Annotated in this window: 16 protein-coding genes; 4 read left to right on the top strand and 12 right to left on the bottom strand. The window is 46.3% G+C overall.

Annotation, left to right across the window (positions count from 1 at the left end; all coding sequences use genetic code 11):
• Positions 1-96: 96 nt before the first annotated feature.
• The 4 genes from F3J22_RS16170 to F3J22_RS16155 form a co-directional block, all read right to left on the bottom strand.
• On the bottom strand, positions 97-588 hold the full coding sequence (locus F3J22_RS16170) for a VOC family protein (RefSeq protein WP_167018996.1): 492 nt from the start codon (positions 586-588) through the stop codon (positions 97-99).
• 136 nt (positions 589-724) lie between these two features.
• The gene (locus tag F3J22_RS16165; protein ID WP_167018995.1) at positions 725-1,117 is read right to left on the bottom strand and encodes a hypothetical protein; all 393 of its coding nucleotides are present in this window, start codon (positions 1,115-1,117) and stop codon (positions 725-727) included.
• Positions 1,118-1,146: 29 nt separating this feature from the next.
• Entirely contained in the window at positions 1,147-1,884 is a 738-nt protein-coding gene (locus F3J22_RS16160; RefSeq protein WP_167018994.1) for a hypothetical protein, read from the bottom strand.
• A 4-nt stretch (positions 1,885-1,888) separates the two neighbouring features.
• Entirely contained in the window at positions 1,889-2,293 is a 405-nt protein-coding gene (locus F3J22_RS16155; protein WP_167018993.1) for a HEPN domain-containing protein, read from the bottom strand.
• 402 nt (positions 2,294-2,695) lie between these two features.
• On the opposite strand from F3J22_RS16155, the gene F3J22_RS16150 reads away from it, so the two are divergent.
• Positions 2,696-3,508, top strand: coding sequence for a pseudouridylate synthase (locus F3J22_RS16150; protein WP_205195332.1), 813 nt, complete (start codon positions 2,696-2,698; stop codon positions 3,506-3,508).
• Positions 3,509-3,519: 11 nt separating this feature from the next.
• Here F3J22_RS16150 and F3J22_RS16145 read toward each other — a convergent pair whose 3' ends face one another.
• From F3J22_RS16145 to F3J22_RS16130, 4 genes are read right to left on the bottom strand one after another with little or no spacing between them, the layout of a single operon-like run.
• Positions 3,520-3,942: a hypothetical protein gene (locus F3J22_RS16145; RefSeq protein WP_167018992.1), complete on the bottom strand. Its 423-nt coding sequence runs from the start codon at positions 3,940-3,942 to the stop codon at positions 3,520-3,522.
• 3 nt (positions 3,943-3,945) lie between these two features.
• Positions 3,946-4,503 carry a GNAT family N-acetyltransferase gene (locus F3J22_RS16140; protein WP_167018991.1) on the bottom strand — a complete coding sequence of 186 codons (558 nt, stop codon included), beginning with the start codon at positions 4,501-4,503 and terminating at the stop codon, positions 3,946-3,948.
• A 5-nt stretch (positions 4,504-4,508) separates the two neighbouring features.
• Positions 4,509-4,979, bottom strand: a complete 471-nt coding sequence (locus F3J22_RS16135; protein WP_167018990.1) for a hypothetical protein — start codon at positions 4,977-4,979, stop codon at positions 4,509-4,511.
• 20 nt (positions 4,980-4,999) lie between these two features.
• A complete protein-coding gene (locus F3J22_RS16130) occupies positions 5,000-5,572 on the bottom strand; it encodes a hypothetical protein (protein ID WP_167018989.1) in 573 nt (190 codons plus the stop codon).
• Between the two features lie 352 nt (positions 5,573-5,924).
• Between F3J22_RS16130 and F3J22_RS16125 the strand changes: the two genes are divergently transcribed.
• The gene (locus F3J22_RS16125) at positions 5,925-8,354 is read left to right on the top strand and encodes an outer membrane beta-barrel family protein (RefSeq protein WP_167018988.1); all 2,430 of its coding nucleotides are present in this window, start codon (positions 5,925-5,927) and stop codon (positions 8,352-8,354) included.
• 123 nt (positions 8,355-8,477) lie between these two features.
• Here F3J22_RS16125 and F3J22_RS16120 read toward each other — a convergent pair whose 3' ends face one another.
• Positions 8,478-8,876, bottom strand: a complete 399-nt coding sequence (locus F3J22_RS16120) for an NUDIX domain-containing protein (RefSeq protein WP_167018987.1) — start codon at positions 8,874-8,876, stop codon at positions 8,478-8,480.
• Positions 8,877-9,090: 214 nt separating this feature from the next.
• Between F3J22_RS16120 and F3J22_RS16115 the strand changes: the two genes are divergently transcribed.
• Together F3J22_RS16115 and F3J22_RS16110 are read left to right on the top strand one after the other, a co-directional pair.
• Positions 9,091-12,087 carry a glycosyl hydrolase family 28-related protein gene (locus tag F3J22_RS16115; RefSeq protein ID WP_167018986.1) on the top strand — a complete coding sequence of 999 codons (2,997 nt, stop codon included), beginning with the start codon at positions 9,091-9,093 and terminating at the stop codon, positions 12,085-12,087.
• A gap of 2 nt (positions 12,088-12,089) precedes the next feature.
• Positions 12,090-13,877, top strand: coding sequence for a glycoside hydrolase family 9 protein (locus F3J22_RS16110; protein WP_167018985.1), 1,788 nt, complete (start codon positions 12,090-12,092; stop codon positions 13,875-13,877).
• 55 nt (positions 13,878-13,932) lie between these two features.
• On the opposite strand, the gene F3J22_RS16105 is transcribed toward F3J22_RS16110, so the two are convergent.
• Genes F3J22_RS16105 through F3J22_RS16095 form a run of 3 tightly spaced genes read right to left on the bottom strand, consistent with a single transcriptional unit; the run spans position 13,933 to position 19,790 of the window.
• The gene (locus tag F3J22_RS16105) at positions 13,933-14,469 is read right to left on the bottom strand and encodes an HlyD family secretion protein (protein WP_167018984.1); all 537 of its coding nucleotides are present in this window, start codon (positions 14,467-14,469) and stop codon (positions 13,933-13,935) included.
• A 3-nt stretch (positions 14,470-14,472) separates the two neighbouring features.
• Positions 14,473-16,668 (bottom strand): peptidase domain-containing ABC transporter, encoded by a 2,196-nt coding sequence (locus tag F3J22_RS16100; RefSeq protein WP_167018983.1) that lies wholly within the window; start codon positions 16,666-16,668, stop codon positions 14,473-14,475.
• Positions 16,668-19,790, bottom strand: a complete 3,123-nt coding sequence (locus F3J22_RS16095) for a lantibiotic dehydratase (RefSeq protein ID WP_167018982.1) — start codon at positions 19,788-19,790, stop codon at positions 16,668-16,670. The genes F3J22_RS16100 and F3J22_RS16095 overlap by 1 nt, the downstream gene beginning before the upstream one ends.
• Positions 19,791-19,808: the final 18 nt, after the last annotated feature.

Here is a 19,808-nt window from a genome sequence, read left to right as displayed (position 1 = left end):
TTTATATCAATGATTACAGTTTTATATGGGTAATCCGGATATAAGGCAACTTAACTGGCAAAAGGGGTGAATGGGGAGGCAGGGATAAATAGTATTTTATGGATTTTTTCTTTTGAAAGGGCCTTTAGGCGCGATAATTTCCAGGTTGGTACCGTCAGGATCGGTGAAATAGGCTACTGCAGTCCCGAAGCCGGCGCGTAGGCCGTCTGCCTCTTCGAAAACAATGGGTGCTCCTTCCGGTACTACGCCGATCTGTTTCAGGCGTTCCATGGCAGCATCTATGTCGTCTACTTCAAAACAGAGGTGCATGGCGCTGATCTGATTATTATGGTAAGCTGCTTTTTCCGGTGCCGGCAGCACATATTCTAAAATATCTATATTCAGATTATCCAGGTGGAGATTGGCAAATTTAATGCGGGTATCTTCCAGACCTTGGGTTTTGGCCATTCTGGGGCCGCCAATTTCATCGACATTGGAAACCTTGAGTCCGGTAAGTGCTTCATAAAAAGCGATGGATTTTTCCAGGTTGCGGACAGTGATGCCAACATGATTTGCCCTGCTGAAACCGGGATTAATTTTCTCTGCCATAGTGTAAAATTTTAGACGTCTTCTGCCGTCGGAAAGATGGTTGATGACGACTAAAATGAAACAGTTCCGGGAAAGGATTTGTTTGCGATACAACGCATGCTGCAAACAAAAATTACTGAAATGTGAAGCCTGGCCGTTACGGCCGATATAATGCTGGATTAATGGCGGTCAAAGCGAAACTTTGCTGCGGTATAACCTGTTCCCTGGTAAGGAGCAGGGAAGGTTTATCAGAGAGACATTTTCCGGCCTTCCATTCCATATCAGGTTTGGTTATCCTCAATGTAGAATCAGCCGAAATAAAGACGATTGCATCTTCATATTGCAAATTAAATTCCACGCAAAAAGGAATCCAAAAGGCATCCAATGCCTCGTTATTATAAAACACCTCTTCCGGAGTCAGTTCTACAATATGCGTTCCTGTCCTTTCATTCACTTTATATCTGATGGTGACATTCTTAAAATTCAGTGCCAAAGCATCTAAATGTTTTTTTATAGCTACAACCGGAGCTACCTTGATTTTCTTTTTCATGATACTAAATTTTATGAATCTTTTTTGTCTCACAGCAAAGCCTGGCCATTACCGCCAACAAAGTGGCTATTTACAGTGGTCAGGGCGAAACTTTGCTGCGGTATAACCTGTTCCCTGGTAAGGAGCAGGGAAGGTTTATCAGAGAGACACTTGCCGGCCTTCCATTCCATATCAGGTTTGGTTATCCAGAAGGTTTTATCTGTTCCATTGGGGCAGATGAATGAAATATTTTCATTAAACAGCTTATCAAATGCGATGGAGATCGCAGTCCAGTATTTTCTCAATTCAACATTCATAAAATATTCAAATGGCGGCATCACCTCAATGACATGAATATCCATTTTCTCAATAAATGCATATTTCATTTCTACTTTTTTAAATTTCATGGCAAGCTTATTTAACTGCTGTTTAATAAATATTTCTGGCGTAACATTTTCAGCAACACTATAAGCTGACTTAATCTGAGGGACAGGATCCTTGTATTTTCCTTGACTCCACTCCATTTCAGCTTTTTTGATTTTAAAATAAGGGTCTGTAGAGAAAAAGAGGATTGGATATTGATTCTGTCTGTCAAACTCCACTGAAAAATCAATATAGTCACGCAACAGCTCCTTATTATTATCGTATATTTCTTCCGGCATCAATTCTACAAGATGCAATTCTGACATATCATCAAATCCATATCTAATATTGATATCTTTAAATTTCAAAGCAAGGGTATCTAAATAATTTTTTATAGTCATTCCGGGCATAATCTTCTTTTCCATGACATTATATTTTACGAATAAGTGTGATAATAGATTCTGCAATACGTAAAGCTCTGTACACTTCTTCCTGATCAATTGGTTCATCAGAATAGTCTGCTTTTTCCCGCAATTCTTTTAATTTTATAAATTGTCTTTTTAGCCATTTATAGTCTGCTGGATATGATTTTGAAAACTCGGTACTTATCATATCAAATATTTGCTGATGGCTGCCTTTCCGGTCAAATCTCCCATTCGACAACATTTTTCCTTTGTCATTTTTTTTATCAACAAACAGTATTTGAAATATTTTCTGCATACAGGAGTAATACGAACAATGCACACTGCTATTATAACGTTGGGAGTGAATCAGCAGCTCTGCGGCATGCAGGCTTTGCTTTGATTTTTCATCATAATTACATTTGCTACGCATAAAATTTAAGCAACAATTTAATGGAGGTTAATTTCAAACAATTCAAAAATGCATTCAGGAAAACATGAAATTTAAATATGGTTAATTCAAAGCGAATGTAGAATTTTTCATTCGGAAAAAAAGTAAATAATTAATTATTTTCTTTCACCTAAAACACCAGTAAAATCAGGCATTTCAATATGATAACCACAGTATCATTTTCGTATATTTTTTAAGACATTTATCCTTGTATTTTTTAGTAAAAGATAACTAAAAATTGTATTTTTCTTCTTCCATAGTTTGATAAAAAATCTGCATCTGATTTCCACAGCAGAAAAGATAAAAACCTTTACGATACCTGCTAATTTCTACCTAACTTTGCGGCGCAATACATCCCCGGATGTTATTATTCTTTAAGTGTATATGATTAATGTAGCGGAAGATGGGCATCCATCTGCATCGGAACTAAAACAAGCCACTGGCGAGGCATTCTGCCTCTTTAAAGACCAGACTACAGCCAATATCATGGCTGACGGGCTCTCTTTTAGCCCGGACGCCGACATCCATCCCCTCTGCAAAATCGCAGCGGCTGAGCTACAGCAGCACCTCCTGCAACAAACCGAATGGAACCATAATTTCGGGCTGGGCAACAATGGCGCCGGCGCCATCATAGGCAAGATGTTCGGCGTACTGGTAGTACGAAACCAAAATAACGAACTAGGCTACCTTGCTGCATTTTCAGGCAAACTGGCCAATGGCAACCATCACAACAAATTTGTAGCACCCATATTCGACGGCCTCAAAGACGGCGGATTCCTCAACGCCGGCATGACCCACCTGACTGAAATCAACAGGGAAATCGCTGCATTGCAACAGGAAAACACCACTGACAGCCTGGCTGCTGCCGCAGCGCTAAAAGAAACGCGCAAAGCCCATTCCAATGCGTTGCAACGTAAAATCCACGAACAATATAACTTCAGGAATAAAGCTGGCCAGTATAAAAACTTGATAGACATCTTCATAAATAACGGTTACAAACAACCGCCCGCAGGTGCAGGTGAATGTGCCGGCCCAAAATTGCTGCAATATGCCTGGGAACACAAGATGGAAGCACTAGCGCTGGCCGAATTCTGGTGGGGACAATCACCCAAATCTGCTACATGGGTACATGGCGCCTACTATAAGCCATGTAAAGAAAAATGTGAACCGATACTAGGGTTTATGCTGAGTGAGTAGTTGGGGCCATATTATTTTTTCGGAGCAGGAATTCTTTCTATTACCTTTTTATTCTCGTGCCACGAATACCTTACCGTATCTGTATTATACGAAACACTTTCCGCTGCAATAATAATATCATTTTTATGATCTTCCGCTTTAAATATAAAAAGCGTATATCCATATTCTATTTCAAACTGATAATTCAACTCTGTTGTATCATCCGGCAAAACAAACACCGGCGCGCTGGTATCAGAATGCCATTCATCCATATATCCCCGGAAAAAGAATACATTTTCGAAGATGATTTCCAATTGATGATAATAGATTAAATCCTCGCTACCAGCTATGGTTAACGTGCGCCCCTCATATTTGAATACCGTAAAATCTAACCATAACCCCTTACGGATAATATGATCGATCTCATTTACAGTCTTTCTAATATCTGCTATCATGCTTCAGATAATTGTCCTGTTAAAAAACTCCTCCGCCAATATCCCATACATATACGCATCATGCCAGCCATCGGCCAGTGGCAGTACACTGCGTTTTACGCCTTCCCGTTGCATGCCTACCTTTTCCATTACTTTGTAAGAAGCAATATTATGAATACTGCAACCACATTCAATCCTATGCAGCTTCAGCTCCCGGAAACCAAAGGCTAACATCGCACGCATGGCTTCTGTCGCATAACCTTTTCCCCAATCAGCAGGAAGCAGCTTATACCAGATTTCCGCTCTGGCGTATTTTGCATCTGCCAGGTCAAGCGAAATAATGCCAACAAAATGCTGATCATATTTATTAATTATCGCCGCCGTATAGGCAGTCCTGTTAGTATCAAAAGGCTGATGCAGCCAGGTATCCACGAGGTGCTTAGTAAATAGTTCGCTCTCCGGATAGCCGCTGGGGTTATATCGAACGGTTTCCGGCAACATATACAACCCATGCAACGACGGCCAGTCGTCTTTTAAAAAATCGCGTATGACTAATCTGTCTGTTTGAATATCAAGGCGCATAACGGTTATTTTTGACGGCTATTGGCCGTCATTTCCAGCAATGTGAGTGCCTGATTATAATAATCCTCATTTTTCGTTAGTACCTCATAACCTGCGGCTATACACTCAAACATGTTGTCATGAAAAGTTAGAATGTAATGCTTTTGATTACCGGGAACACCCGGTTTATATGCCGGATGTACAGACTCAATCCTATCCGTCTCCTGAATCAGGTCCGAACCCTTTAACTGATAAAATGAACAGGAACGCAAGCCCAGTTTATAATATGGGTGACCATGCAAAGTCTCATTACCTGGTGTACCAAAGATATATTTTATGCACCGCTTAAATTTAATAACTACATGTTCATCTGGCGCAGCCAGGTCCTCATTAAGCGAAAAAAAAGCTACTATCAATTCATTATCCCCCGAAAGTATAATGGGCATTGGCGCTCCACAATCCATGGTAAACGCACCTTCTATTCGTATTAGTTCCACTGTATTTATTTATCTGAAATTTAAAATGTAGCGTCAGGCTCGCAGCTATTATAAGTAAGCCCAACGCTTCCGAATCTGATCCAGCATTTGTTTGCACTGTCTCTCTCTCCCTCATCTTCCACCCTTTTCAGGAAAATCGGTATCATTGCATATCTGTTAAGCTCAAAGGTATTTTTAGGCCCTCCTGCGAAACCCTGCTCAACAATATGTGTAACACGGTAGCCCTTTCCTTTCCACACAACATGTTGCTCCACATGCGCCAACATTCCACCAAATATTGCCACCGGCACACCCAGGAAAAATAGGATAACCGAAATTAATGTAGACGCAGCCATATTCCGATCATCTTCCTTATCTTTTACAACAAAATTAAGGAATGCCCACCCGAAAGCCGCACCCACATAAGTAATCCAGACATAAGCGCTATTCCATACATAATAGTACCCCGCAATAACCGGTGATAATAGTGCCAATGAAATTAAGCATACAATAGTAATAATCTTTCGCGACAGCCGCTTGTAGGCCCACCATCCTACTAGCGGAATTGTGAAAAGCAGGAAAAAAAATATAGGGTATTTAGCCACAACTAACATAGGCAGATGATTAACTTATGCCATAAAATTAACCAATCATTCAGACACGACAAATGGCCCATCCTCTCTGTTCCTCTCCACATGATTAGTTGCCACAAAAAACAACAACCAGGCACGCCCATATATATTTCGTATATCCATTACTGATATTCCGCGATAATCTTCTCCAGTACTATCTAAATCGATCAAAACCACAGACATAGGCCCCCTCACCCCTCCAACAGAAAATACCGCTATAAAATATGAGCAGAAATAATATCTTTATAATCATCCACGGATACGAAGACAGCCACCAACTTATTTTAAAATAACCCGTTCCCATTTCTGTTATCATGCAAACAACCGGTGATAAATGAAACGAAATGCCGTACTGCTAACAACCATAATAATTGCTATCCTGCTAAGTACCAGTCTGCAAACCACCGGACAGTCACTTAAAATAAGCGGGCAGCTTAAAACCACAGATGGCACCCCCATCCCAGGCGCCGCAGTAACACTCCGGACAGCCATAGATTCTCAACTGGTCAAAGGAACAGTATCCGACTCCACCGGTAACTTCCTGCTCACCGGTATTTCATCGGGGAACTATCTGCTCCAGGCATACGGACCAATGAATACACGCCATTCCCAGCTCCTGCAACTTACCGGCAAAGACTTACACTTATCTGCCATCACCATCCATTCCGATCAATCCGTCAACCTGAAGGAGGTAGTAGTGGATGCCCACAGCCCTTTCCTTAAAAGGGATTTAGACCGGCTTACGGTAGACATAGAACATAGTATATACGCCAACGGCGAAAATGCCATGCGACTCTTTAACGTCATCCCGGAGGTACAGATAGACGCCATGGGCAGCATCCTATTCAGAGGCAGTGAAAAAGTAACAGTATATGTCGACAACAGAAAAATTCAGCTCACCGGACAACAGCTGCTGAACTACCTGAAAAGCATCCCCTCCGAATCCATTAAAAGCTACGAAGTACGCGCCGTTGCAGGCGCACAGTATGATGCAGACAACAGCGGGGCAGTAATCAATATATTACTGAAAAACGATTATAAATACGGTCTTTCAGGTTCCGCAGGCGCGGAATACCAATATACCAGGTACAGTAATTATTCTGCATGGCTGGCACTCAACTACAGAATAGGAAGATTTACCTTCCAAACCAGCGCCAGCGGCTATATGGGAACACAGTTCGACGAGCAAACGGAAATACAGTACTACAAAAACACACAGGTATATACTGCCCAGAACAACCATACTGTTAACAAAAATATCAGCTACGGAAATTTCAAAATCGGGCTCGATTACAAAATAAATGACCGGCAGGTAATAGGTGTGAATTATGAAGGTACCCACTTTCCATATGAACCCACCAGCACGTCTGTCAATAATTTCAGCACCGGCGCCAAAACCAGCATCGATTCTACCGTACATACCGGCAATCAGAAGCATATCCGGCAAAGCATACAACAGGCCAATATCTTCTACCGCAACCGCCTGGATAAAAAAGGTAGCACCCTGGATATCGGCTACAGCTATGTATCCTACGACAACAACTATAATTCTGCCATAGAAACAAAGTATACATACCCTACCCTACAAGATAAAAAATTCGCGGACAGCCTGTACATCGACAATCCGCTTACCATTCACATTCATACGGCCAACATCGACCTGGAGCAAATACTGAACAACAGCTGGACACTGAATATCGGCGGAAAATATAACGCATCATCTACCGACAATAATATCAGTTACTTCAACGAACTCTCAGCCGGTAGCCGTTTTGACTCGCTACGCTCCAATCATTTCCTGTATGATGAAAAAATCTTTGCATTCTACGGAAGCATCGCTAAAAAATGGACTACCTGGAGTTTCAAGCTGGGACTGCGTACCGAAAACACCCAATACAACGGGCATTCCAGCGGCCCTGGCAACGGCATTGCGAATAATCAATGGGGCCTCTTTCCTACATTGTTTCTTCAGCGATCGTTCACTTCCGGCAACGCCCTTACGCTTGCAGCATCAAGGAGTATCAGTCGCCCCTCCTATCAGTTACTGAACCCATTTGAAGATATCCAGAATCCGTTTTACATAGAGAAAGGCAATCCGGCGCTGCTGCCCTATTACAGCAATGCCCTGCAATTGTCTTACCTCCTGCATTCAACCTATAACTTCACGCTGGGGTATAAACATACCAGCAAAGCCATCAACCAGGTATATCACAACTACGACGCCGTCATCATCTCCACCTACGACAACGTAAACAATGCAGATGATATATTCGTTAGCGTTAGTATCCCCATACATGTAGCCAAATGGTGGGATATCAGCAGTTCTGCTACTTTACGCTATGTAAAACTGGCAATAAATGAAGGCGGCTATATTGCGAAAGATAAATTCTCCCAGGACGGCTGGATCAGCAACCGCTTTAAACTACCCGCAGGATTTTATGCAGAACTGGTAGGAAGATATGGCAGAAACAAGTTCCTGGGCATTTACGACTGGAAACCACAAGGCAGTATTGACCTGAATTTCAAGAAGAGCTTACTCCACGACAAATTTACGGCTACACTCAATTTCGCAGATCCCTTCAACCTGAAACGTATAGGCTGGGAAGCAAATGAAGTGGCTTTCACCAGAAATGTTACCAACAGGATACCTACCCGCTACTTCAGTATTGGATTGTCGTACAACCTGTCTAAAGGCAAAAAAGAAGCTAACAGGGAAAATGTACAGCGGAATGATAACGATGAAGTAGATAGATTAAATAAATAATCCACGTATACAATCATCGTATAGCCATTCCCGGTAATCCGGCGCAGCAGTACACGCCGATTATTACAGACAGAAAGGCCGGCAGTTCCTTTCACTTCTCCTACCGCCGGCGACAAACAGCCATTACGCGAGCAAATCCTGCTCTTTTAAATAATCAAAAATCAATTTATCTACTTCAGATATTTTATCTTTATCTGCACTGCTTAGCCAGCGGAAATGGTCAATTTCAGCGCTTGCCGCTAACGCGCCGGTATAATCGGCGGTATAACAGGTCATCTTTACGATGATACCTTCCGCATGGCTATCCGCCTGTGCTTCGAAGGTACCGAGATATTGCAGGGTGTCCTTTCTCAGTTCAACATTCAGCTCCTCCTTGATTTCCCGGCATAACGCCTGTTCATCCGTTTCGCCCTGCTCTCTTTTGCCACCAGGAATATAGTATTTCTGTTTTCCTTTAGATATAGTAGAGAGAATCGTTTTGTCCTTAATTTCTATCCACGCGAGTTTATCAATTATTTTCATATATTTTCAGGTAGATGATTATTTGATGATCTTCCGGTATTATTGATTAACAAAGATATCTTACAAAATATCCCCGCTTTTACCATCTGTAATATTTTTTTATAAATTTATCATCTGCTGTTATATCTTGGCAAGACATCTCCCAAACATAACTAAACGCCAGTCATCAATTATAACGTAGCTATTCGCTCACCTATAAAAATTGGCGTTATTAATGAAGTATTGTAAAAAGGCATTACTGGTAATCGGCCTGCTGGCTGGTTGCGTATTCCACGTTTACGGCCAGTTCAGGCCGGGAAAATCATTTTATCCGCAGCAACCGGAAGACCCCGCTGCGATGTATTTCACCGCGAAAAATTTCGGTATTAAAGCTGATGGCAGCATGGACGTATCAGAACAGCTGCAACAAGCCATCAACCAGCTAAAAAAAGACCGCAACTTCGGTACACTCCTGATCCCGGAAGGCACCTATAAGATCTCTAAAACGATCTATATCCCCGGCGCTATCCGCGTCATTGGCTATGGTAAAAACCGTCCTACCATTGTGCTTGCCAAAAACTCACCAGGCTTTCAGGAAGAAAAGCCAGGGGATAAAGGTAAGTCCGCCTATATGTTCTGGTTTACCAGCAGCACACCGGAACCAGGCGGTAATATCCCTGATGCCGGGGCCGGCACCTTTTACAGTGCCTTATCTAACGTAGACCTGAAGATAGAAGACGGCAACCCCAACGCCGTAGCGCTTCGCACACACTTTGCACAACACAGCTTTGTGGCGCATATCAACATCAGTATCGGTAACGGTAAAGCCGGCCTGTTTGATGTAGGTAATTTTATGGAAGATGTGCAGTTCTTCGGTGGCGAATACGGCATCTATACCACCAAAGCCTCGCCGGGATGGCAGTTCATGATGATGGATACCTACTTCGAGGGACAGCGCCGCAGCGCTATCAAATCCCAGGAGGCCGGCTTCACCATCGTTCGTATGCAAGTAAAAAATGTGCCTGCCGCCATCCAGGTAGAACATAACTATTGGGAAAAAATCTACCTGGAAGACAGCCGCTTCGAGAATATCAGTGGCCCCGCCATCACCATCAGCAATGAAGGCAATGCCAACATGCAGCTGAATATCCGTAACCTTGCCTGCAGCAAAGTACCGGTGCTGGTGAAATACCCGCAGGGCGATACCGCTACCAAAGCGCCGGCCGCCATCTATGCCGTGAATACGCTCACCTATGGCCTCCAGCAGGACGACCTGGACAAAGAGGCGGTATTCCGCCTTAACGTTGATGCGGCACCGTTACAACGCATGCCGGCATTGCCTGTAAATGATGTACCTGCATTGCCTGCCATGGCTTCCTGGTATAACCTCAAAAATGCCGGCGCCACCGGCGACGGTGTTACCGATGATACCAAGGCGATACAACAGGCCATCAATGAACATGATGTCATCTTTGTTCCGCAAGGTTCCTACCGCATCAGCGAAACCATTCACCTGAAACCTAATACTGTACTGATCGGCCTTCACCCGATGGCTACCAACTTCGCACTGGCGGAAAACAGTCCGGCCTTTGGCGGCTTCGGTGCGCCGAAAGCTATGGTGGAAGCTCCTGCCGGCGGCAACAACATCATTACGGGCATCGGTCTGTATACCGGCACTGCCAACTACCGCGCGGTTGCCTGCAAGTGGATGGCCGGCGAAAAATCGATGGTGGATGACGTGAAATTTATCGGCGGCCACGGCACCATGCGCCCGGGGCCACAGGTAAACTGGAAATGGGAAGAAAGGCAGTCGGCCGGCGAACGCCGCAACTACGGCAGCTTCGACCCCACCTGGGACACGCAGTACTGGAGCCTCTGGGTGACCAGCAACGGTGGCGGTATCTTTAAAAATATCTGGTCCGCCGATACCTATGCCTGCAACGGCTTCTATGCCGATAATACCAGCACACGCGGCAGGATATACGCCCTCTCTGTAGAACACCATGTACGTAATGAAGTACGCTTCAACAAAGTATCCAACTGGAAAGTATTCGCGCTGCAGCTGGAAGAAGAAAGCGTGGAAAGCTCCGATTGTCAGCCACTGGAGCTGACAGACTGCCACGACATGGTTTTTGCCAACTTGTATATGTTCCGCGTAATCCGTGTGAAAGTACCTTATCCTTACAGCATCCGCACCTGGAACTGCCGCAACCTGGAACTGCTGAACATACACAACTACAGCCAGATCAAATACACCACCGATAATCCGTTGTACGATATCAACACCAACACGGAAGTACGTCCTACGGAACTGGCTAAACTGACCATCAGCGGCAACACAGCGCTTAACGCCAAAGCTGCGCCCGTAAATGGTGTACAGCAACTGGCCAAAGGATTCGAGTTTGCCGTAGGCTTAACCGCCGACTCCAAGGGCAATGTATACTTCGCTGAACAGCGCATGAAACGTATCTATAAATGGAACGCATCTACGCAGTCGCTACAGCTGCTCGCTGATTTCCCATGGGAGCCGTTGTCTCTCGGCTGCGACTCAAACGATAACCTGCTGGTAGTATTCCGTTACAATCCACAGCCTGGGCTGCTGGTAAACGGCGCCCCGGAGAAATTCGAAAACCCTGCCGATGCCGGAGGCACTTCTTTCAGTGGCTGGGGTAATAGTGGCTTCGGTACGCTGGTATACAGCATCAATCCTGACAAGCCGGAAGAAAGCATCCAACTATTGCAGAAAGCGAAGATGGGCAGCGTACCTACGGTATACAAAGCGCTGTACCCTTCTAACCGCTGGCGGGATTTCCATGACTTCAATACGGTGTCTGTCAACAGGAACGCTGAATGCTGGGTAGCCCCTGATGGCAAAACCATTATCCCTGCGGCTTACGACCTCGCACGCTCCTGCGCACTCGTAGCGGCTTTCCCGGGACAGCCACTGTACGCCACAGACGAATACGACAAACGAACCGTTCGTTTCAAGGTAGATGCACAAGGCTATCTGTCTGATTTATTCTACTTTGCAGAGAAGGGCGATTTCAACGCCATCCCCGACAACAAGGGGAATGTATGGGTAGCAGATGGGGAGTTGTTCCGGTTCAATGCGGCAGGCAAGCAGGTTGATATGTTGAAAGTGCCGGAGCGCCCGTCATCACTGGCTATCACCAACAATGGGCAGCAGCTGTTCATTACAGGCCGCAATGGCTTATATCGTATTAATCTGTAATTATGATATCATCTTACTATAACTTACGTACAGCCATCGGCGTGATACTGCTTTGCAGCAGTATCACGCTGGCGGATGCACAAAGCAAAATAACGTTACTGACCAACCAGGTGGCCTATGATGCCGCAACAGGCAAAACCGCCATGGTAAGCAGCGACGTGGCATTGCCCGCCAATACGGCGTTCAGTATTATCGACACCGTTACTAACGTAAGTGCCTATACTGGCAGATTAGCAGCTTCACAGCAGGTGAGCGACTGGCAACTGCAGGAATGGTATAGCCGGGCAGATTTTTCCGCCCTGACAAAACCAGGCTATTATCGTTTGCGCGTCCGCGTTAATGGTCAGACGCACGACTCCTACGCCTTCCGTATAGACCATCAGGCTATTGCCAGCATAGCCGTACCGGCCATTACCGCATTCTTCTTTCATCAGCGCGCCGCCTCCCCGGAGGAAAAGGAAGCCGACAAACATATTCGTTTATTTGGCAGCGATAAAACGGTTGACCTCAGCGGTGGCTGGTGCGACGCCTCCGGAGATGTGAGTAAATACTTCTCCCACCTCGCCTATACGAATTTCATGTCGCCACAGCAGATCCCAATGGTAGACTGGTCTATGGTAAATGCTGTAGAACGCATGCCGCAGCTGCTTGCGAAGACTGGTACCACTGCAGCGTTACAGCAGGAAGCGGTTTACGGTGCTGATTATATCATGCGATCGCTCTCTCCGGAAGGATATTTTTACATGACGGTGTTCAGTTATTTTAAAAAAGATGCCAACGCACGCCGGGTGGTAGGATTACTCGCCGATAGCAAAACCACGGCTGATTACCAGTGTGCATGGCGCGAAGGCGGCGGCATGGCCATCGCTGCGCTGGCACGTATTTCACGCTGGGGCCGCCATGGCGACTTCACAGCAGCGCAATACCTTGCCGGAGCAGAAAAAGCCTTTGCACACCTGCAACAAAACAGTACTACATACGCAGATGACGGCAAAGACAATATCATCGATGATTACTGTGCACTGATGGCCGCTACGGAATTATGGCTGGCTACCGGCAAAACAATTTATCAGCAGGAAGCCCGAACCCGTGCAGGCAACCTGAGTAAACGCCTCTCCCCTGCGGGCTATTTCATTGCAGACGATGGCATCAGGCCCTTCTGGCATGCTTCCGATGCCGGTGTTCCCATTATCGCACTTGCCCGCTACCTGGATGCTGAAAAAGAAAGCAGTTACCGCAAAAAGGCGCTGACCACCATTAAGTCAGCGATCGACTATAACCTGCGTGTAACCGCCGCCGTTACTAACCCTTTCGGCTATCCGCGGCAAAGTTTCCTTTTTAAAGGCAAGCCAACAGATGGATTCTTTATTCCACATGAAAACGAAAGCGGCTGGTGGTGGCAGGGCGAAGATGCCCGACTGGGCTCTCTGGCAGCAGCTATGATTACCGGCGGACGACTGGTATATCCGGCAAAAACCCCGCTGGGCGTACAGCCAGCCATACAAACCTATACCACCAACCTGTTGTCGTGGATACTGGGGTGCAACCCTTACAATATGTGTATGATGTATGGTTACGGCCATTACAATGTACCGTATATGGCTTCCATGTATGGCCATGGCAGCGGAAAAGGAGGTATTTCCAACGGTATTACCGGCAACAACGCCGATGGTTCCGGTATTGCATTTAAAGTGGAAGACAACGGTAATGAGTGGCGCTGGAGCGAACAATGGATTCCTCATAGCAGCTCCTTTCTGCAGGCAGTCACCGCTATTGCCACAGAAAAATAATTAACTGATAGCCGTTAGCATCACGTTAACGGCCATATTTTTTTTAAAAAAACATTTACCTGATCAACTTCCAGCTATTCCCAAACAGCCGCTGTAACAGGTTACTGTCGCCTGTAGTGATTTCCGCCTGCCCTTCCAGTCTGGGCTGAAAAGGGACTTCCCGCCCTGCTGTTGTATGCATCGCATGCTCCAGGTTTACCGCCACCGAAAAAGTACCATCTGCATCAGTGGCGGAGACAGCATCCACTCTGCCCTGAAGCATACCAAATTCCTCATAGGGATAAGCAGTGAGCCTGATCAACACCGGTTGTCCGGGTTTGAGTTTCCAGGCTCCTGCCGCCGGCACGCTGGCTATAACAGCGATACCATCATTGTTTCGGGTAATGACGACCTTTCCGTTCGTCACCTCAGGGTAATGGAAGAACCAGGCCCCCGCCATGGCCACCAGTACCAGCAGTCCTATCAGGAACATGCCGCTACGGATAATCCAGGAGGGCATCTTACCCATAATTTCCTGTACGGCCTCACTACGCACCTCTTCCAGCGAAGCGTGGGTACTACCGTTTATTTTCTGCGTTGCTGTCTCTGACATAAATTATCCTCCCAGCTCCAGCTGATTTTTTACCAATGTAAAATAACTTCCCCGCTGCGCACTTAAACTCGCATGGGTACCTATCTCCACAATCTCTCCCTGATCCAGTACGATGATCTGATCGGCATGTTTTACGGTACTTAGCCGGTGAGCGATGACCACCACGGTTTTCCCTTCAAAGAAACGGTCGAGATTATCCATGATGATGCGCTCGTTGCTGGCATCCAAAGCACTGGTAGCCTCATCAAAAAACAGGTAGGCAGGGTTTTTATAGATGGCCCGCGCGATCTGTATACGTTGCTTCTGTCCTGCACTGATGCCATTACCAACATTACCCAGCTTGGTCTGATAACCTAGTGGCAAATCTTCGATGAACTCCCGTATATTGGCTGTAGTTGCAGCATGCACCAGCTTCTTATTATCGATCACCTCATCACTGATGGCGATATTTTTGGCGATAGTTCCTGAAAAGATAAACCCATCCTGCATAACGTTGCCACACTGCCGCCGCCACCATTTCGGTGACAGGTCCTGTAACAGACTATCTCCCACATACACATTACCTGCGGTAGGTTCATAAAACTGCAGCAGTAATTTCATGAGGGTCGTTTTTCCGCTGCCACTGGCGCCCACAATCGCTGTAACCTTGCCTTCCGGAATCACCAGGTCAATATTTTTCAGGATAGCCGGCGACTGAGGCCCGCCATAACGGAAGGATACGTTCTCCAGCCGGATATCTCCAAACCCTTTACCGGTGGGCTCCAGCACCCGCTGCCCTGTTTGCTCCTCTTCCGCGCGGTTATGGATTTCGCCCAATCTATCCAGGCTTATTTTAGCATCCTGCGCCGATTGTACAAAGGTCAGCAGCTGCTCCAGCGGCCCGTTCATCTGACCGATGATATAACTGACGGAAAGCATCATACCAAGTGTAAGGTGCCCGTTCATCACCTCTCTTGCGGTAATAAACGAAATCAGGATATTCTTCAGCTGATGGAAAAACACAGACCCTACCTGCTGGTACTGCCCCAGCGCGAGGTTCTGGACGTTGATATGAAACAGCCCGGCCTGCACGCCCTCCCATTCCCACCTGCGTGATGTTTCACAGTTATTCAGTTTGATTTCCTGCATACCGGTGATCATCTCAAAGAGCACATTCTCATTCTCACTCATTCGCTGGAAACGTTTATAGTCGAGCGTTTTACGACGCTTCATAAAAAACAGTATCCAGGTGATGGCAGCAGCACTAAACAACACAAATACCAACAATATCTTCCAGCTGAAAATAGCCAGCACAATGGTAAATACCAGCAGGTTCACAAAAGAGAAAAGCGTGGACAAGGTAGTTCCGGTAAGGAAACTCTGGATTCGTGTATGGTCCCCGATTCGCTGATGGATGTCACCTATCATTTTCGCATCAAAAAAACGGATGGGCAATTTCATCAGCTTCACCAAAAAATCAGAAATGATATTGATATTGATCCTGCTGTTCATATGCAACAATATCCAGCTGCGGATCATCTCTATGGCCGTACTTCCGGCAAACAGCAATAGCTGCGATAACAATACCAGCGACACAAAATTGGTATCCTGGCGGTTAATACCGTAGTCCACCAGGCTCTGTGTCAGAAATGGCAGTGTCAGAGAAAACAGACTGGCAATCAGGATGCTGATAAATAACTGTACAATATATTTACGGAAAGGCCGCAGGTAGGTAAACAGAAAACGGAACCCGGATTTATTTTTCTGTACAGCTTCCCTGCTGTAAAAAGTTTCCGTTGGCTCCAGCATCAGTACTACGCCCGTAGTGCTGTTGCCCTGCCAGCAGTGCAGGAATGTTTCCTTATCTACTTTCACCAGTCCATGTGCCGGATCAGCGATCAGGATTTTATCCCGTTTATTATGCCGGTCGTATTCCTGCGGTGGCAGCACTACAAAATGCGATTGGTTCCAATGCAGAATGCAGGGCAGATCTACCTGTTCATCCAGTTGCTCAAAGGATATCCGCACCGCATTAGTCCGAAAACCGATTTTCTCCGCCGCCTCGCTTATACCCAATACGGTTACGCCTTCCCGGGTAATGCTGGATTGCTCGCGCAGATATTCCAGCGGATATTTTTTACCATAGTGCCTGGCTACCATTTGCAGGCAGGTAGGGCCACAGTCCATGGCATCCAGTTGTTTATAAAACGTAAAGCTCATTACCTGGCGATGGCCTCCTGTGCCAATTGAGATAAATAATATTTTTCAAGAAAATGATATAACACCAGTTCATGTTTGCGTTGCTTGCCTACAAACAATCTGTTGATGAACATATGCAGCTGGCTTGCGATGAAGCGCAGGTATTCCTCTTCCGAAGTGCAGCGTTCGCGGATAATGGCCGTCACTGGCCTTGCGGCGGCACTGCGTTCCAGAAACAGTTCAACCGCCTCTGCGATGTCGTTGCCGGCATCATTGGCAGCATTCAGATAAGATTGTATTTCCTGCTGGTGCTGCCTGTATTTATCGTTGAGTGGTTTATGCAGTAATGCCTGGCCGCCGAATTCTGTAACGAAGCCTGCACGTATTACACCCAGCAGGTTTCGTTTCTGCGTCAGCGTTAGTCCGAAATCATCCAGCATCATATCCATACCGCGCAGCGCCAGTTTCCAGCGGTACTCTTCTCCGTCGGCACCTTCCAGCATACTGATGATACCAGTAACGGCAAGGCTGTCAAAATAAAAGATGGACTCCGCCAGTTCAATGGTGTCTGCACCATATCTTTCCAGTTCCCGCACATAGGTATCGCACTGGATTTTCTGTACCTGTCCTGTAGCGATAAAAGGCACCATGGCCTGCTGTACCTGGTGCAGGAGGAAATCATTTTTCGACGGAGTCTGTGTATTAAGAAATCTCAGGCGGATATGTGGGTGTGGGTCTGCATAGCGCAGAAAGAAAAACTTCTCAAACAGTTCATCTTCTTTCCATATTGACAACTGTTCTGCGAAATACCCTGCCAGCAGCTCTTCTGCCACGCGATAGCCACAGTAGATTTTTACGTATAGCCATTCACTGCCGGGTGCAAAATTGCGTGTTGCTATTGTTGTATTTTCAGGTAGATGCCTGCCTGTTGTTACTGCTGTTTGCTTAGGTGTAAATTGCAGGGGCACCAGTATTTCATGGGCATATGTTTTACCGGCATCATCGCGGAGCACACCATTTTCTTCTTCCAGCAAACATTCCTTCAGCTTTACAGTACCAGCTTTGCGGATATGATCGAACAGCAATTCCACCGCCAGCGGTGCGGAGAGGTCCAGGAGCAGTTCATTGTCTGCCTGCGACAGCAGCACCTTTTCCGGCATGTTGTACCGTTGTCTGAACGAGGCAACAAAGGCCATTTGTCCGGCAGCATTATCGGCAATTTTTTCTATATCTTTTGCAGAGATATTCCAGCCAGCTCGTTTAACGATAATATTTTTATATACAACTCTTGGCAGATGTACCCGCTTGGAAAGTATGCCCCAGTCCCAGTAAAGATGTGATACGAGCGACTGATGTTGCAGATCGCAGAGGAATTTATAGATAGGTAAACTATTAAAGCTATAGTTATGTGCAGAGCTCAGGCGTGGTATCACCTGTTTATTCAGTCTTTTACTTCTCAACACCACTTCTCTTCCGCGCAGGGAAATCATGAGATCATCAACGGGAATCTGGTATGCAGGCGCTACGCCGGCCACACCGATATAGGGGATTTCATATTGCCGCAAAACTGGCCTGATCAGCACATTGGTGGCGCGTGCCTCGGGGAAATGCACTACTTCTGCATAGATAACATCGGGGTCTGCGGCTTCTTCCGCCTGCAATACCGCTTTGACTTTCTCTGCCAGCACTTCATCGCCGCTGCAGAAGCGCCCCAGCAGGTTGGCAGCAGAAGGCCCTCCCATCGAATGTAACGCAAAGGTATATACGCCGCTATCAGCAGCAGCAGCGGATGTTGCATGCAACCCGCCAAACAGATAGGTGCTGCGCGCCATTGGCAGCTGCTCCGGATCTCCCAGCTCCTTCAGCTCAGATTCCGTAATGGTGACAGGGCCGCCATTGCGGAGGAAACCTTCATATTTATCCAGGCACAGCTGTTGCAGCGCCGACCAGGTTACCGTTGTATTTTCAGTAGTTCCAGCGGTTTCAATATCTTCCACGAAAGGAGTATGCACATTGGTGCCATTGCCATAGCCGATGCCTGTTTCACCGTCCAGCACCAGGTTAAGTGGTACTTCTTCCGCGTCGTAACGCTCCCGGAAGCGGTCAGCAAAAGAGGATAGCTCAGATTGTCCGTTTTTCGGATAGCCATGACAGATAGCCATCAGCTCATTGACCTGCCGGAGGATGTCCTGCATCAGGTGTTCGCTGACAGTGCAATGTGTAGCCGCTTTAAAGAGATCAACCTGCAGGAGATCTTTGGGCATCTCCAGCGGAAAACCTTCCTCACAGGCTTTCTCCATTTGTATAAGCCTTGACAGCTGGAAATCCTGCTGCTGAAATAACTTACTTAAATCCGACAGTGAATGTTTTAGTGCTGTTACATTTTCCAGGGAGTCTAGTTGTTTAATGAGTGTTTCCAGGTTATCATTGCCCGTGATGCGCGGTTCCGTTTCCGCGATGAGCAGCTGCGACCTTATCAGCTCCTGTACAAAGTCTTCCGCTTCTGACAGTGCGATGGTATTATCTTCAGCAATGATCAGCTGTACGGCTTCCTGTATGGTGATACCGTTTTTTGCTTTGGTGATGATCTGCCGTACAAATACGGTGTCTGCCACCGCAGTGAGGAGGTATTTTCTGCGGTTGAACTGAATCATGTATTCGGCATAACGCAGTTTCTTACCACTGCTGTAGATGCTGTTATTGGGGTAGTAGCGCAGTGCTCCCTGTACTTCCGGGAGCTGCTGTATATGGTGACATATTTTAGTAAAATAGTCCATATCCAGGCGGATATGCTGCCTTGCTTCGGACATGGGCGCCAGCTGCCACTCCGTAGCATCCGATACCACACCGGTTGTACAGCCTGCAAAGAGGCCATATGGCGTACTTCTCGTACAGGCCCTCACCCAGTACTTATAAAGGGATTTGCGGAGTTTTAAGACCTTTTTAGGCGTAAATGCGGCGGGGTCGCTGATATAGCGTTCCAGTTCCTTCAGCAGGTCTTTGGAAGCGATATGCAACGCATAGATAAACAATGGATAGGTAGTAAGGAGTTCATTCAGGTCTCCATTGAGTACTTCCCGGTAGCTATCCACCGGGAACAGGGGGCTTCTCAACAGAAAGAATCCGGCATGTGACAAAGGCATAGCTCATTCTTTTTAATA

The sequence above is a fragment of the Chitinophaga sp. Cy-1792 genome (assembly GCF_011752935.1).
Classification (GTDB): Bacteria; Bacteroidota; Bacteroidia; order Chitinophagales; family Chitinophagaceae; genus Chitinophaga.
This window is presented reverse-complemented; position numbering and strand designations above follow the sequence as displayed.

Coding starts and splice junctions, on each gene's coding strand:
- F3J22_RS16160 (WP_167018994.1), bottom strand. CDS start 1,884: ATGGAAAAGAAGATTATGCCCGGAATGACTATAAAAAATTATTTAGAT.
- F3J22_RS16100 (WP_167018983.1), bottom strand. CDS start 16,668: ATGAGCTTTACGTTTTATAAACAACTGGATGCCATGGACTGTGGCCCT.
- F3J22_RS16145 (WP_167018992.1), bottom strand. CDS start 3,942: ATGATAGCAGATATTAGAAAGACTGTAAATGAGATCGATCATATTATC.
- F3J22_RS16150 (WP_205195332.1), top strand. CDS start 2,696: ATGATTAATGTAGCGGAAGATGGGCATCCATCTGCATCGGAACTAAAA.
- F3J22_RS16170 (WP_167018996.1), bottom strand. CDS start 588: ATGGCAGAGAAAATTAATCCCGGTTTCAGCAGGGCAAATCATGTTGGC.
- F3J22_RS16120 (WP_167018987.1), bottom strand. CDS start 8,876: ATGAAAATAATTGATAAACTCGCGTGGATAGAAATTAAGGACAAAACG.
- F3J22_RS16105 (WP_167018984.1), bottom strand. CDS start 14,469: ATGTCAGAGACAGCAACGCAGAAAATAAACGGTAGTACCCACGCTTCG.
- F3J22_RS16165 (WP_167018995.1), bottom strand. CDS start 1,117: ATGAAAAAGAAAATCAAGGTAGCTCCGGTTGTAGCTATAAAAAAACAT.
- F3J22_RS16125 (WP_167018988.1), top strand. CDS start 5,925: ATGAAACGAAATGCCGTACTGCTAACAACCATAATAATTGCTATCCTG.
- F3J22_RS16115 (WP_167018986.1), top strand. CDS start 9,091: ATGAAGTATTGTAAAAAGGCATTACTGGTAATCGGCCTGCTGGCTGGT.
- F3J22_RS16095 (WP_167018982.1), bottom strand. CDS start 19,790: ATGCCTTTGTCACATGCCGGATTCTTTCTGTTGAGAAGCCCCCTGTTC.
- F3J22_RS16155 (WP_167018993.1), bottom strand. CDS start 2,293: ATGCGTAGCAAATGTAATTATGATGAAAAATCAAAGCAAAGCCTGCAT.
- F3J22_RS16130 (WP_167018989.1), bottom strand. CDS start 5,572: ATGTTAGTTGTGGCTAAATACCCTATATTTTTTTTCCTGCTTTTCACA.
- F3J22_RS16140 (WP_167018991.1), bottom strand. CDS start 4,503: ATGCGCCTTGATATTCAAACAGACAGATTAGTCATACGCGATTTTTTA.
- F3J22_RS16110 (WP_167018985.1), top strand. CDS start 12,090: ATGATATCATCTTACTATAACTTACGTACAGCCATCGGCGTGATACTG.